General features: G+C 41.3%; 17 protein-coding genes and 2 tRNA genes. 9 read left to right on the top strand and 10 right to left on the bottom strand.

Annotated features, from left to right (window positions below; all coding sequences use genetic code 11):
• Positions 1-2: 2 nt before the first annotated feature.
• Together AB1K80_RS16760 and AB1K80_RS16765 are read right to left on the bottom strand one after the other, a co-directional pair.
• Positions 3-76 (bottom strand) — tRNA-Gly (locus AB1K80_RS16760).
• Positions 77-87: 11 nt separating this feature from the next.
• A tRNA-Arg gene (locus tag AB1K80_RS16765) sits at positions 88-164 on the bottom strand.
• Positions 165-524: 360 nt separating this feature from the next.
• On the opposite strand from AB1K80_RS16765, the gene gltP reads away from it, so the two are divergent.
• Positions 525-1,775, top strand: coding sequence for a glutamate-aspartate/proton symporter GltP (gltP, locus tag AB1K80_RS16770; protein ID WP_412858048.1), 1,251 nt, complete (start codon positions 525-527; stop codon positions 1,773-1,775).
• A 48-nt stretch (positions 1,776-1,823) separates the two neighbouring features.
• Here the strand turns inward: gltP and AB1K80_RS16775 are convergent, their stop codons facing one another.
• Positions 1,824-2,843, bottom strand: coding sequence for a S66 peptidase family protein (locus AB1K80_RS16775; RefSeq protein WP_412858050.1), 1,020 nt, complete (start codon positions 2,841-2,843; stop codon positions 1,824-1,826).
• A 15-nt stretch (positions 2,844-2,858) separates the two neighbouring features.
• Positions 2,859-3,749 (bottom strand): DMT family transporter, encoded by an 891-nt coding sequence (locus AB1K80_RS16780; RefSeq protein WP_412858051.1) that lies wholly within the window; start codon positions 3,747-3,749, stop codon positions 2,859-2,861.
• Positions 3,750-4,053: 304 nt separating this feature from the next.
• Between AB1K80_RS16780 and AB1K80_RS16785 the strand changes: the two genes are divergently transcribed.
• Positions 4,054-4,779 (top strand): AzlC family ABC transporter permease, encoded by a 726-nt coding sequence (locus AB1K80_RS16785; protein WP_412858052.1) that lies wholly within the window; start codon positions 4,054-4,056, stop codon positions 4,777-4,779.
• Positions 4,776-5,096: an AzlD domain-containing protein gene (locus AB1K80_RS16790; protein ID WP_412858053.1), complete on the top strand. Its 321-nt coding sequence runs from the start codon at positions 4,776-4,778 to the stop codon at positions 5,094-5,096. The genes AB1K80_RS16785 and AB1K80_RS16790 overlap by 4 nt, the downstream gene beginning before the upstream one ends.
• A gap of 95 nt (positions 5,097-5,191) precedes the next feature.
• On the opposite strand, the gene AB1K80_RS16795 is transcribed toward AB1K80_RS16790, so the two are convergent.
• A complete protein-coding gene (locus AB1K80_RS16795) occupies positions 5,192-5,377 on the bottom strand; it encodes a CsbD family protein (protein ID WP_412858054.1) in 186 nt (61 codons plus the stop codon).
• Positions 5,378-5,503: 126 nt separating this feature from the next.
• Here AB1K80_RS16795 and AB1K80_RS16800 point away from each other — a divergent pair, with 126 nt between their 5' ends.
• Positions 5,504-6,070, top strand: a complete 567-nt coding sequence (locus AB1K80_RS16800; protein ID WP_412858056.1) for an N-acetyltransferase family protein — start codon at positions 5,504-5,506, stop codon at positions 6,068-6,070.
• Here the strand turns inward: AB1K80_RS16800 and AB1K80_RS16805 are convergent.
• On the bottom strand, positions 6,058-6,645 hold the full coding sequence (locus tag AB1K80_RS16805; RefSeq protein WP_412858057.1) for a LysE family transporter: 588 nt from the start codon (positions 6,643-6,645) through the stop codon (positions 6,058-6,060). The genes AB1K80_RS16800 and AB1K80_RS16805 overlap by 13 nt on opposite strands.
• A gap of 112 nt (positions 6,646-6,757) precedes the next feature.
• Here AB1K80_RS16805 and AB1K80_RS16810 point away from each other — a divergent pair, with 112 nt between their 5' ends.
• Positions 6,758-7,312, top strand: coding sequence for a helix-turn-helix domain-containing protein (locus AB1K80_RS16810; RefSeq protein ID WP_412858058.1), 555 nt, complete (start codon positions 6,758-6,760; stop codon positions 7,310-7,312).
• 153 nt (positions 7,313-7,465) lie between these two features.
• On the opposite strand, the gene AB1K80_RS16815 is transcribed toward AB1K80_RS16810, so the two are convergent.
• The 4 genes from AB1K80_RS16815 to AB1K80_RS16830 all read right to left on the bottom strand — a co-directional run bounded on the left by AB1K80_RS16815 (position 7,466) and on the right by AB1K80_RS16830 (position 10,314).
• Positions 7,466-8,518, bottom strand: coding sequence for an LLM class flavin-dependent oxidoreductase (locus AB1K80_RS16815; protein ID WP_412858059.1), 1,053 nt, complete (start codon positions 8,516-8,518; stop codon positions 7,466-7,468).
• 16 nt (positions 8,519-8,534) lie between these two features.
• Positions 8,535-9,158 (bottom strand): nitroreductase family protein, encoded by a 624-nt coding sequence (locus tag AB1K80_RS16820; protein WP_412858061.1) that lies wholly within the window; start codon positions 9,156-9,158, stop codon positions 8,535-8,537.
• Positions 9,142-9,615, bottom strand: coding sequence for a MarR family winged helix-turn-helix transcriptional regulator (locus tag AB1K80_RS16825; protein ID WP_412858063.1), 474 nt, complete (start codon positions 9,613-9,615; stop codon positions 9,142-9,144). The genes AB1K80_RS16820 and AB1K80_RS16825 overlap by 17 nt, the downstream gene beginning before the upstream one ends.
• A 153-nt stretch (positions 9,616-9,768) precedes the next feature.
• A complete protein-coding gene (locus AB1K80_RS16830; RefSeq protein ID WP_412858064.1) occupies positions 9,769-10,314 on the bottom strand; it encodes a TetR/AcrR family transcriptional regulator in 546 nt (181 codons plus the stop codon).
• Between the two features lie 148 nt (positions 10,315-10,462).
• On the opposite strand from AB1K80_RS16830, the gene AB1K80_RS16835 reads away from it, so the two are divergent.
• The 4 genes from AB1K80_RS16835 (at position 10,463) to AB1K80_RS16850 (ending at position 12,606) form a co-directional block, all read left to right on the top strand.
• On the top strand, positions 10,463-11,083 hold the full coding sequence (locus tag AB1K80_RS16835) for a GNAT family N-acetyltransferase (RefSeq protein ID WP_412858066.1): 621 nt from the start codon (positions 10,463-10,465) through the stop codon (positions 11,081-11,083).
• Positions 11,084-11,159: 76 nt separating this feature from the next.
• Positions 11,160-11,555 (top strand): VOC family protein, encoded by a 396-nt coding sequence (locus AB1K80_RS16840; protein ID WP_412858067.1) that lies wholly within the window; start codon positions 11,160-11,162, stop codon positions 11,553-11,555.
• Positions 11,552-12,088 (top strand): GNAT family N-acetyltransferase, encoded by a 537-nt coding sequence (locus tag AB1K80_RS16845; protein ID WP_412858068.1) that lies wholly within the window; start codon positions 11,552-11,554, stop codon positions 12,086-12,088. The genes AB1K80_RS16840 and AB1K80_RS16845 overlap by 4 nt, the downstream gene beginning before the upstream one ends.
• Positions 12,089-12,138: 50 nt before the next feature.
• Entirely contained in the window at positions 12,139-12,606 is a 468-nt protein-coding gene (locus AB1K80_RS16850; protein WP_412858070.1) for a GNAT family N-acetyltransferase, read from the top strand.
• The last annotated feature ends 108 nt before the right edge of the window (positions 12,607-12,714 follow it).

Here is a 12,714-nt window from a genome sequence, read left to right on the forward strand (position 1 = left end):
AATGGAGCGGGTGATGAGAATCGAACTCACGACATCAGCTTGGAAGGCTGAGGTTTTACCACTAAACTACACCCGCATGATTTAAGTTGGCGCGCCCGAGAGGAGTCGAACCCCTAACCTTTTGATCCGTAGTCAAACGCTCTATCCAATTGAGCTACGGGCGCTTAATCAGGCGACTTAATTATCTTAACATATCGTTTTTTCTAAGTCAACATCTTTTTTAAATTTCTTTATCGCAAGCATTTGAACATCAACGTTTCAATTGCGTCATCAGCGACGAATAAAAATATACCATGATTTACTCAAATGGGTCAATACATTTTTCTAAAAAAGTATAAAGTTTTTTCAGGAGTGACTTTTTCTTATATAAATAGAGAGGCAATCGCCCTATTTCCTTCATAATCTCATTGATTCCGAAATAAAATCTTTCTAAATCCAAAGAAGGACAAAACTTGACTGCCTAGAATTTCTATTTATCGGAAAATTCTTATTATTTTCCAAGCCTTTAAAGGAGGTAGGGATTGATGAAAAAATTCATTGCTTTTCAAATCATGATTGCATTGGTGATTGGAGCACTGATCGGCCATTTCTTTCCGGACTTCGGGATGGCACTCCGGCCAATCGGGGACGGGTTTATCCGATTGATTAAAATGATCGTAGTTCCTATCGTTTTCTCTACTATCGTTATTGGGGCAGCTGGTAGTGGAGGCATGAAGAAGATGGGCAGCCTTGGATTGAAAACGATCATCTGGTTTGAAGTCATCACAACGATCGTTCTTGGTATCGGCCTTTTATTAGCCAATGTCCTAAAGCCTGGCGTTGGACTTGATTTTTCTAAATTAGCCAAGAAAGATATTGGTGAATTAGATGGCTATACTGAAAAAGTGGTCGACTTTAAACAAATGGTATTAGATATCATTCCAACAAATATCGTCGATGTCATGGCCCAAAACGATTTACTTGCTGTGATTTTTTTCGCTATTTTGTTTGGTGTTGCTGCAAGCGGCATCGGTAAAGCATCCGCTCCTGTTCTTACCTTCTTTGAATCTGTTGCACAAATTATGTTTAAGCTCACACAGATGGTGATGGTCACTGCACCGCTTGGAGTTCTTGCCTTAATGGCCGCTTCGGTTGGTCAATACGGCATTGTATTATTAATCCCTATGATGAAGCTTGTCGGGACTGTCTTCTTAGGGTTATTCATTATCTTATTTGTTTTGTTCCCTCTTGTCGCACTGATCTTCCGTTTCCACTACTTCGAAGTATTAAGAATGATTTGGGATTTGTTCTTAGTTGCCTTTTCCACCACAAGTACAGAAACTGTTCTCCCTCAACTGATGTCACGAATGGAGAAATACGGCTGTCCAAAAAGAATTGTCTCCTTCGTGATTCCGTCTGGTCTTTCTCTCAACTGTGATGGTTCAAGTTTGTATTTATCGGTTTCCTGCGTGTTTCTTGCACAGGCGTTTGGTGTCGAGATGAGTTTAACTCAACAGCTCCTCATGATGCTTGTTCTTGTTTTAACAAGTAAAGGCATTGCAGCCGTGCCTTCTGGTTCACTCGTTGTTCTGTTGGCCACCGCCCATGCAGTCGGTCTTCCGGCAGAAGGAGTCGCTATCATTGCTGGTGTGGATCGCATTATGGATATGGCACGCACAGGTGTGAATGTACCGGGGCATGCGGTTGCATGTATCGTCGTATCAAAATGGGAAAAAGTATTTCGTGAATCTGCTTGGGAGGTTCCAAGAGCAGGTGAGGAAACAAAAGGGATGTAATCTCCTATATATAGAAGAAAAGAGGAAAGGGCTCATCCTTTCCTCTTCTTATGGCAAAAAGGTCTGCGTTAATACCGCTCTCCCTTTCTCTTGCATTTGCACTTCAGCATATGCCCCATTGATCAGAGTCATTTGTGGCGGCACATGCCCGCAATCAATATCATAAAGTATCGGCACTTGTAAATCACGATGCAATTCTTGATATATATCGATATATTCGTAGCCTTCCACCGGCTCATCCACCGCACTTCGGCCGAACATGATTCCTGAACAATTTTCAAACCAGCCAGCCAATTTCAATTGTACAAGAGATCGCTTCATGCTCGCGGCATTTAATGCACAGTTTTCAAAATACCATAGAATCGGCTCATCCTTTATAAATGTTTGTTGAAAAGCTTTTACATCTCCGTAAGGCGTCCCAGCTAAGTGACGGATCACATCGATACAACCACCCATGAGTCTCCCCTTCACAGTGATTCTTTCATCAGGGATTGCTCGCCATTCTGTCGGCTCTGTTAAATGATAGATATGTTTGCTTGGGTTATCAAACTGCCATTCTTTTTGATACATAGATGAAGAAATCTGGGTAACGTCTGTCTCTAGTAAAGTGGACAGCACCTGTTCCCACTTAGCGGTCGTTGGATCTTGTTCTTCGCCACGAAGGTCTATAAAGTTCGTCCCATGCGCTGTGGCAATCCCTGTTTTTAATGTCATTGCAAGCAGAAGAACACTCGTATCTGAGTAACCAAGTATCCACTTTCTTTGCATTTCGGAGAAATCAAGATGCTCTAATATTTCAATTAGAAGCTGACCACCCCACGGTGGGATGATATGGTCAATATGATCACTTGTTATCATATACTGAAGTTCTTTTGCTCGTTCGATGGCAGGGGCAGACTTCGCTTTTTCTTGTTGCCATACCGTATCCCCACATATCACTTCATATCCTCTTTTCTTCATCCGCTCACTGGAAAGCTGAACTAGCTCATGCCAAGATGGTTGTACACCGGATGAAGGGGCTGTCACGCCAATGGTTTGTCCTTTTTGCAAAAGCGGATATTGGATCATTCTCTCATCCCCTATTCATTTATGAATCTCTTGCTCCTTAGCGGAAAGCACAATATATACACCCGAAAAGATACATAGTATCCCAACGATAGATCGGACCCCAACCTCTTCCCCCAATAGTAGCCACCCAAGAGCTGTACCGACGACTGGTTGGAAGAAGAAAAAGAGACCGCCACTCGAAGCATCCATCAGTTGAAGCCCCCTATTCCACAAAAAGAAGGCTAGTGCTGTTGAGATGACGCCGAGATACAGAATACCTCCCCAAATTTCAGGTCTTGCCATTTGTCCAACATCAAGTTGAGGCAAACGAAATAAGACTGGCGGCGTTAATACAAGAAATGCAATGATGATGGCATAGGTTGTCGTCACCACCTGTGGATACTTTTTCGGAACACGTTTCAGTAATACGGACATGAGCGCCCATGTTAAAGCAGCGATCACCAAGGAGAGCCCTCCAACAAATTCATCTGATTGAAACGCAACACGTCCAATCATCATCAACACACCAACTGTAGCAAGAAGAATTGATAAACACTTCCTGACCGTGATGGCTTCTTTTAATAGAAAGAAAGCAAACAAGACCATAAAGGCAGGTGTTGCAGATGTAATGACTGCGCCCATTTGTGCCGATGTGTACATCGTGCCTATTTCTTGAGTCACGATAGACAGAGCATTCCCTATCAGCCCAATCATGACAATGAGCGGTATATCTTTTCGATCTATCCGAAAGGAATAACCTAAGCGCCAAATCATGAATACAAGCACGATTGCGGCGATTGCATATCTCAACCATACAAGTTCAAGTGGAGGAACGACAGCAACCGTTATTTTCACCACAACGTACATCCCGCCCCAAATACTTGCGGCTATCGCTAAATACAGTGCACCTATCAACTTTTCATTCATCTTTTTCCCTCCGTTACTGGATCTATCAACATTTCGATATCCATAAGCGGAGATTCTCCTCCGTTATGGTTGGAGGTTGCTTGGTATATCATGTTCAAATAACGGCTTCCATCTCATCATCGTCACCTCAATTGTTTTTATTTTCTGATTATATGAACCTTATAACAAAATCTGGATTTCTTCAAATCTTTTTTCACCTCTATTCCCCTTATATATAGAAGATAAGTGGTATTGACATGCTGATTTCATTCTCATATAGTAAGTTCAACTATAAATGGTCGCAGAGAAATGGGGGAGGAGTTCAATGGAGGTTGAAGCTAAGAAACATCTTCCCACTATGAAACATGATGCGTTTCTTGAGGGAATCAAAGATTGTGTGCCAACTTTGATTGGGTATATGAGCATTGGCTTTGCTTTTGGAATTGTCGGTATTAGCGCCCAGTTAAGTATATGGGACATTGCACTATTATCTATTTTTGTTTACGCAGGTGCTGCACAATTTATTATTTGTGCACTGCTGGTCACAGGGAGCCCTCTTTCGGCCATTATTTTCACAACATTTATTGTGAATCTTAGGCACTTGCTGCTAAGTCTGACCCTTGCTCCTCATTTTACACGCTATTCTTTGAAGCAAAATATCGGATTTGGCCTTTTGCTGACAGATGAGTCCTTTGGCGTTGCAATGAATAAATTGGCGCAACAAGGAAAGTTAAGCAATCGATGGATGCATGGTCTGAACTTAACCGCTTATTTATGCTGGATTGCTGCCTGTACACTCGGTGGCATTTTTGGACACTGGATTTCAAATCCAGAGGCACTCGGTCTTGATTTTGCACTATCCGCTATGTTTGCTGCGTTATTGATTCTATCTCTTCAAACTGTGCCAAAAAATAAACTCACTCATCGCTTATCGCTGGTGTTGTATATGGTGCTTGCCATGTTTATTTTGCTTCATTTTGTTCCATCACACGTCGCTGTTTTGTTAGCCACTGTGATTGTTGCAACCATTGGGGTGGTGACAGATAAATGACCAGCAGTTTCATGATATGGCTGATTCTTGGTTGTATGATTGTGACCGTCATTCCCAGGGTCCTTCCTTTTTTATTTGTACGGAGTATCGAGCTGCCTGAAGTCGTACTCAAGTGGTTATCTTTTATTCCGATCTGCATCTTTACGGCATTAATTGCAGAGCACCTTTTCATACATACAACAACAGGCGTCACCATTCACTGGATGTATCTGGCCGTATTGGCTCCAACCGTGCTGATCGCGATTTTGACAAAAAGCTTATCGCTCACTGTACTGATTGGGGTCGCACTGATGGCAGCTGCTAGATGGTTCTTCTAAATAAACAAAGCTTAACCGCAACATACGGTTAAGCTTTGTTCGTTTGATCAGCATATTTTGAGCTTGAGCGGAAGACAAAGCTACCCTCTCTCGGACTACTGGTTTAGTTTGTTTTTCACGTCACCTTTTTTATCTTGTAGTTTCCCTTTTGCTTGATCCTTCTTGCCTTCCACTTCTAGGTTTTGTTGATTTGTCGTTTCGCCAACCTTTTCCTTCACTTGCCCTTTGACTTGGTTGGTTTTTCCTTTCAATTTATCCATATGTCCTTTTTGTTCACTCATCTGTTCCACCTCCAAGTTTGATACTATTCTTTTATCCTTTTTGAAAAATATAAAACATCTCAGTGTGCGTTCGAAATGTTTGCTGTATGATAGAAAAATGAGACTGAAAGATTGGTGGTCGGTGCAATGATGATATCTGAAACTATGTTCACAGTTCGTGAAGTGACCTATCGTATTCGGTCTGCTACTTCAGCAGATGCTAAAAAATTAGCAGCGCTCAGATTGAGAGTCGATGGCGAAACAGAATACTTAGACCGTGAACCAGGCGAAGACTTGATGGATGAAGAAACATTTATAGGGTTGATTAGAGAGGATTCAAAGCAAAGCCGGCATTTATTTTTGGTTGCTGATATCGAAGGAGAGATTGTCGGATTTTCAAGATGTGAAGGTCATTCACTCAAACGCTCAGCTCACAAAGTAACATTTGGCGTCGCCGTACAGAAAGATGTATGGGGCTATAAAATTGGCAAAGCGCTTTTAGCCGAATCGATCAAATGGGCAGATACACAGGGGATCCAAAAGATCTCACTCCAAGTACTTGAAACCAATCAAAAAGCCATTCGGTTATACGAGCAACATGGCTTTGAGATTGAAGGTATTTTAAAAAAAGATAAACTACTTTCAGACGGAACGTATTATGATACAGTTGTGATGGGAAGACAGCGTCCAACCTCATCGACTTACAACACATAACCCCATATCATAGAAATCGCACTGTACACAAGTAGCAACCCCATGACAAATTGAAACGGTCGCTGATAAACGGCAAGGAAACGCTTAAACAAAGAGCCGAATAAACTCCAGCTGAACGTACCTAAAAACCCAATGAATGCAAGAGCTAGTGTCAATAAGAAAACCTGTATATTGGACTGTCCATATGGCAGTACAAATGTTGAAATAACCGTTAACCCATACAAAATCGCTTTCGGGTTGATAAATTGCAGCAACATACCAGGAAAGAAATGATTATAGCGATCCAATGTTTCGTCATCGCTATCTTTACTTTTCATGATTTTGACAGCCAAATACAGCATATAAAAGGCTCCGATGAAAGCCATCACCCAGCCTATTTTCGGCATGGCCTGTTGAAGAATGATATTGAAGAAACAACTTAAACACAAAATGACGAAAAATCCTATACCAACACCTAAACAAAAGCGAAATGTTTGTTTTACCCCATACTTATTTGTAAAGGCCATGGCCATGATATTGTTCGGCCCAGGTGTGAAGCTGGTGACAAAAGCATATATTAGCATGGAAAGTATCAAGATGCCGCCCCCTTTTTACGTTATACAGACCAAAAAGTCTTTATATCGTACATATTACGTTTTATTGTACTATCCGCTCTTTATAAAGTAAATACAGAAAGGAGCTTTTTGAATGGAAGACGTCCAATCGATTATTGCAAAAAATGTAAAGCTTCTCAGAGATCAAAAAAAGTTAAGCCTTGAAAAGATGGCAGAATTAACAGGTGTCAGTAAGACCATGATTGGGCAAATCGAAAGAGGAGAATCAGCGCCTACGATCACTACTTTGTGGAAGATCGCCAATGGCTTAAAGGTTTCTTTTAGCGAGCTCATTTACGCACCACAGCCAGAAATCAAAGTGGTGCGTAAAGAAGATGGACAGGTTTTAACAGAGGACGAAGGAAGGTATCGTGTGTATACCACTTTCCCATTTGATGACAGAAGGAAATTCGAAGTATACCAAGTAGAAATTGATCCTAGCGGGTCATTGCGTGCGGATGAACATATCGGGGGAACCGAGGAATTAATCACCGTTTTTGAAGGAGTGCTTGATTTGACCATTGGTGATGAAAAATACACCTTAACACCCGGCGACTCGATTCGTTTCAAAGCAGATCGTGCCCATGAATACAAACAGTCAGGGGAACACATGGTACGACTGCAAATGATCCTCTATTATCCCAATTGAAAAAGCTGACAGGTTCTTGTACCTGTCAGCTTTTATTCTATTGATCACGTAATAACGAAGGCTTTCAACTGATTTTCATCTTCACATTGACAACTACTTCTGAAACGCCAAAAAGGCCGATCAAGCTGATAACCACTTGATCGGCCTCTATATTTATTGTTGCTCCGCTTCCCAGCGAGCGACTTCTTCTCTTACTTTTGGCGCTACTTCTTTTCCAAATAACTCAATGGCTTTCATAACCTGATCATGCGGCATAGAGCCCACCGGTACATGAAGCATAAAGCGGGTAATGCCGACATTTTTTCGTAGGTGGATGACTTTCTCTGCCACCGTATCTGAATCTCCAACATACAGTGCACCTTCTAATGTTCTCGCTGCATCGAATGTAGAACGTGTATAAGGTCCCCATCCTCGCTCTCTTGCTAGTGTATTCATTACATGCTGTGTAGATGGGAAAAATTGATCCGCCGCCAGCTCTGTGTCTTCTGCTACAAAGCCATGTGAGTGCGATGCCACTGTCAGTTTTTTCGGGTCATGTCCAGCATGAATGGCTGCTTGCTTGTACATCTGAACAAGCGGTGCGAATTGCCTTGGGCTACCGCCAATGATTGCAAGGACTAGCGGTAATCCTAATAATCCTGCCCGTACGACAGATTCACGATTTCCGCCACTCCCAATCCAAATCGGAAGGGGATCTTGAACCGGTCTTGGATATACCCCAACATCTTGAATCGATGGACGATGCTTCCCGCTCCAAGTCACACGTTCCGATCTTTGTAATGCCAACAACAAATCTAGTTTTTCTTCAAATAATTCCTCATAATCATTGAGGTCATAGCCAAAGAGCGGGAATGATTCAATAAATGATCCACGCCCTGCCATGATCTCTGCCCGTCCGTTCGATAGTCCATCTAATGTCGCAAAATCCTGAAATACACGAACTGGATCCGCCGATGATAGGACGGTCACTGCACTTGTCAGCCGAATCTTCTTCGTTTGCGTTGCCGCAGCTGCTAATACGACTGCTGGATTGGATGCAGCAAAATCTTCCCTGTGGTGCTCACCCACACCAAATACATCTAATCCCACTTGATCAGCTAAGATAATTTCTTCTACAACCTCTCGAATACGCTGTGCATGACTAACGGTTTTCCCCGTTTGAAAATCAGGTGTTGTTTCAACGAATGTGCTAATTCCTAGTTCCATGTTGGAACCCCCTATCTTATAAATAAGTCACAAATTCAGAGACTGGTTTTCGGTAACCTCTTGCTTTTCTGCTTTCTACTTTCTCTTTTCCGAGCGTGATCATTAAAACAGGGACCAAATCAGAATCGATGTTCAACACTTTTTTCATTGCTTCAGGATCAAAACCGATCATTGGGCATGTGTCCCACCCTTTGTTTTTCGCTGCAAGCATAAACAGCATGGCAGATAATGAAGCATTTCGGATGGCTTCTTCCTTCTGGAAGTCCACTCCTCTCTGTTCATAAACGCTAATTGTCTCTCTGACCATTTCATCATATTGTTGAGTATCGAGAATGCCTAACATCTTTAATCCTTCATATATATACCCTGCTTGTTGATAAGCTTTCGGGTCCCCTAGCACAATAATAGCGGCTGACGCAGAATGAACCTTATATTGTCCATATGCAGCTTCTCTTACTTGTTCTTTTAGTTCATCTGTTTGGACGACTACATATTGAGTATGCTGTAAATTAAAAGCGGATGGTGCTAATTTCACTTCTTCAAAAATGCTGTTAAGCTCTTCTCTCGAAATCGAGATATTTGGTAAAAAATTTGATGCTGATCTTCTTTCGCGTACTAATGTATCAAAACTTTGTGTCATGTTGCTTCCTCTTTTCTTGTAGTTGTTGTGCTCCTAGACCAATCTTTTTCAATAATTCGATCAGTTGCTCTTTTTCTTCCTTGTCAATAAAGGACAGGTTTTGCGAAATGAAATCTGTCAGTTTAGGGAAAATATCATCAAACATTTGTCTCCCTTTTTCCGTCAGGCATACATGAAATACTCGTTTGTCAGCGGGTGCACATTGTCTATTGACTAGTTCTTGTTTTTCTAACTTATTGACGTAATATGTAATGCTTCCACTAGGGATAAACAAAATGTCACTAATTCTTTGGACAGGTTGTGACCCCTTGCTATAGAGCAACTCAAGGATCTGAAAATTTTCAAACCCGATATCATAACGTTCAATGTCTTTTTGGATATTCGTAAATAGGACTTGATGGGCTTTCCGCCATACGCGAAAAAGTCTTAAGTCTAATTCATGTTCACGCTGCACCATGGCAACTACTCCTTTTTCAAGAAATCCTAATACTAGGATAAATTTATCCTAACACTAGGATATTTTCTTGTCAACGAGTTTGTTTTATGAAAAATGAATGGTTAGAAGATCCTCCGAGCACAAAGAAAAATCATTGATCAAACTCATTAATTTCTATTCCAATTTCAATAATAGTTCGTACAATGTGCGTGCCAGCTTCTCAGCATCGACTGTCATGCCTTCGTGAATCCATTCCTCCAGTACACCAACGACACCAGACACGACAAAAGAAGCCTCTATTTGTTCATTTTCCGTCATATGACGCTGATTTAAAAGCTGCCACTCTTTCATCACTTTTTCTTTGAAAAACACTTTAAACTGATTGGTTGTTGGACTGTTGCGTTTCACGAATAACGTCAGCATATATTGATTGTCCTTCAGATACTCTGTTGTCTTGTTCAAGAATGCCAGCATATCAAGAGGGTCCTCACTCGGAAATGCCTCATCATATAACCCACCAAGCTGATCAAATAGTTCTCTTTCTAGCTTTTCATACAAATCAAACACATCTTGATAGTGCAAGTAAAACGTGCCTCTACCTAGATCAGCTCGCCTTGAAAGCTCTGACACTGTAATCTGTTGAACTTCTTTCTCTTTTAAAAGCTGGAGAAAACTCTCTCGAATCGCTTTTTTTGTTTTAACTGTTCGTCTATCCTCCATAAGCCACCCTCCGTTACTGAACAATTCGGCACCAATTGTCTATTTTTGAACATGACATCATCAATTGCCGATGTTCGACTTGTTTTCTTCTTATTATAATAAACACATGTTCATCAATCCACAACTGTTCAAAAAAGGAGGAAATTTGATGATTCAATATAGATTAGCTAGAGAGGAAGAACTGCATCAAGTAGCAGACTTATTACATGATTCATTTCAGGGGTATTCATTTTTAGATTTATTGTGCGAGAAAGTCCGCAAGCGCTCCGCTTTCGCTCGTCAACTTCATCTGATCAATACTAAAATATATATTCAGCGCCATAGCTGTTTTGTAGGGGTAGAGAACGAGAGAATTGTGTCTGCTGCGCTTTTAAAGCAACCTCATCATTCTGAACCCGGACTGATTGATTACGTGATGGCTGGTGGTTTGAAGCTACTCTTAACAGGAGGATTATCGGCCATACAACACGTTTTCCGCATATTAAAAGAAGCCGGGAAAGCATGTTCCTCCTTAAAGAAACCGTATTGGTATTTAGAAGCGATTGTTGTAGATAAAAAGCAACAAGGTAAAAAGCTCGGAAGCCGTATGTTAAAAGAATGTTTATACCCTTTTATCTCTAATCAAGGTGGAGGACTGTTTACTCTGATTACCCATCATGAGGCTAATCGACATTTCTATCAAAAAAATGGGTGGACAGAATTTGATGAAAGAGTATTGCGAGGCAAAGAAATGGCTCTCAAAAATTGGAGCTACAAAATATTGATTTAATCATGCCAAGGTATCCCCTGTTGTGATGATATAATAGAAACAGTTCAATCACTGATCATACTTGGAGGCGAGATTGATGATACGACGACTTGATCATATTGTGTTGACTGTTCACCATATCGAGGACACCATACGCTTTTATACGAACGTATTAGGAATGAAGGAAGAAACCTTCGGTGAAGGACGGAAAGCGTTACGCTTCGGCCTACAAAAAATCAACCTTCATGAAATAGGCAATGAATTCGAACCGAAATCAGCACACCCCCTCCCTGGCTCTGCCGATTTATGTTTTATTACAGATTTAGAAATGGATGATGTATTGCTTCATCTTCGAAAGCAAGTTGTACAGATTGAAGAAGGACCCGTTGAGCGAACTGGTGCCCTAGGACCAGTGGAGTCCGTATATATTCGTGATCCTGATATGAACTTAATTGAAATCTCTCGCTATATCGAGGAGAGTGAAAAGAAATGACACGTCTATTTTTAAGACCCATCGAGAAGCAGGATTATCCCGGTATTCATAGAGGCTGTCAGTTTGAAGAAATACGAGAAATGACTGGGACACGTCAAACATTTACTTTAGAGGATATCGAATCAGCGTATACGCACTTTCTGAAAGATGAGTCGAGACGTGACTTTGCCATTTGTTTGCTTGAAACGAACGAGATGATTGGTGATGCAGCGATTGTGGATATTGATCCACTCAATCGTTCTGCCGGCTTTCGGATTGCACTATATGGACCAGAACATTTCCACCAAGGGTATGGCACTGAAGCGGTTCGCTTGATCCAAGCATTCGCCTTCGAATCCCTAGAACTAAACCGTCTCGAACTTGAAGTCTTTTCACATAATCCAAGAGCCATTCGTAGTTATGAAAAAGCTGGTTTTCAATATGAAGGCAGAAGACGGCAAGCACTTTATTTTAATGGTACTTATTCAGATGAAATCATGATGGGCATCCTGCGCGAAGATTACGAGCAACTAAAAAAGGAATCTTTATTGTAAACACAACAGTCTGCAACCATATTGATCATATGACAAAGGAGGGTCTTCTCATGAACATTAGACCGATTCAACAAAAGGACAACCCTTTCATTGCTACAATTATTCGTCAATCATTAGAATCTGCGAATCTCGCGATAGAAGGAACGGCTTACGTAGACCCACAACTGGATCAGCTTTTTGAATACTATCAATCATTGCCACATGCAGCCTACTGGATTGCTGAAGACCATGGTGAGGTCGTCGGCGGCATAGGGATCGCTCCTTTTACAAGTGAAATATGTGAATTGCAAAAGCTATATTTACGACCACAAGTGCAAGGAAAAGGTGTTGGTAAACAGCTGATGGATACTGCACTGCACTTTGCGTCTAAAACCTATAAGGCTTGCTACTTAGAAACGCGACGTGAATTAACAGCGGCGACCGGACTTTATCACCGTTATGGATTTTCTCTACTTGCTGAACCACTAGAAGGTTCAGAACATTCTGCTATCGATGCATGGTATTTGAAAACATTCTAAACTTGCCACAAAATAAAAAAGCAACTCTTTCAGGGACTGACCCCCGTTTTTGAGACAGGGATCAAAAACACCTTTATACAGCCAACTGCCGATAGTTTATCGGTGATT

The sequence above is a fragment of the Bacillus sp. 179-C3.3 HS genome (genome assembly GCF_047229225.1).
Classification (GTDB): Bacteria; Bacillota; Bacilli; order Bacillales; family Bacillaceae; genus Bacillus.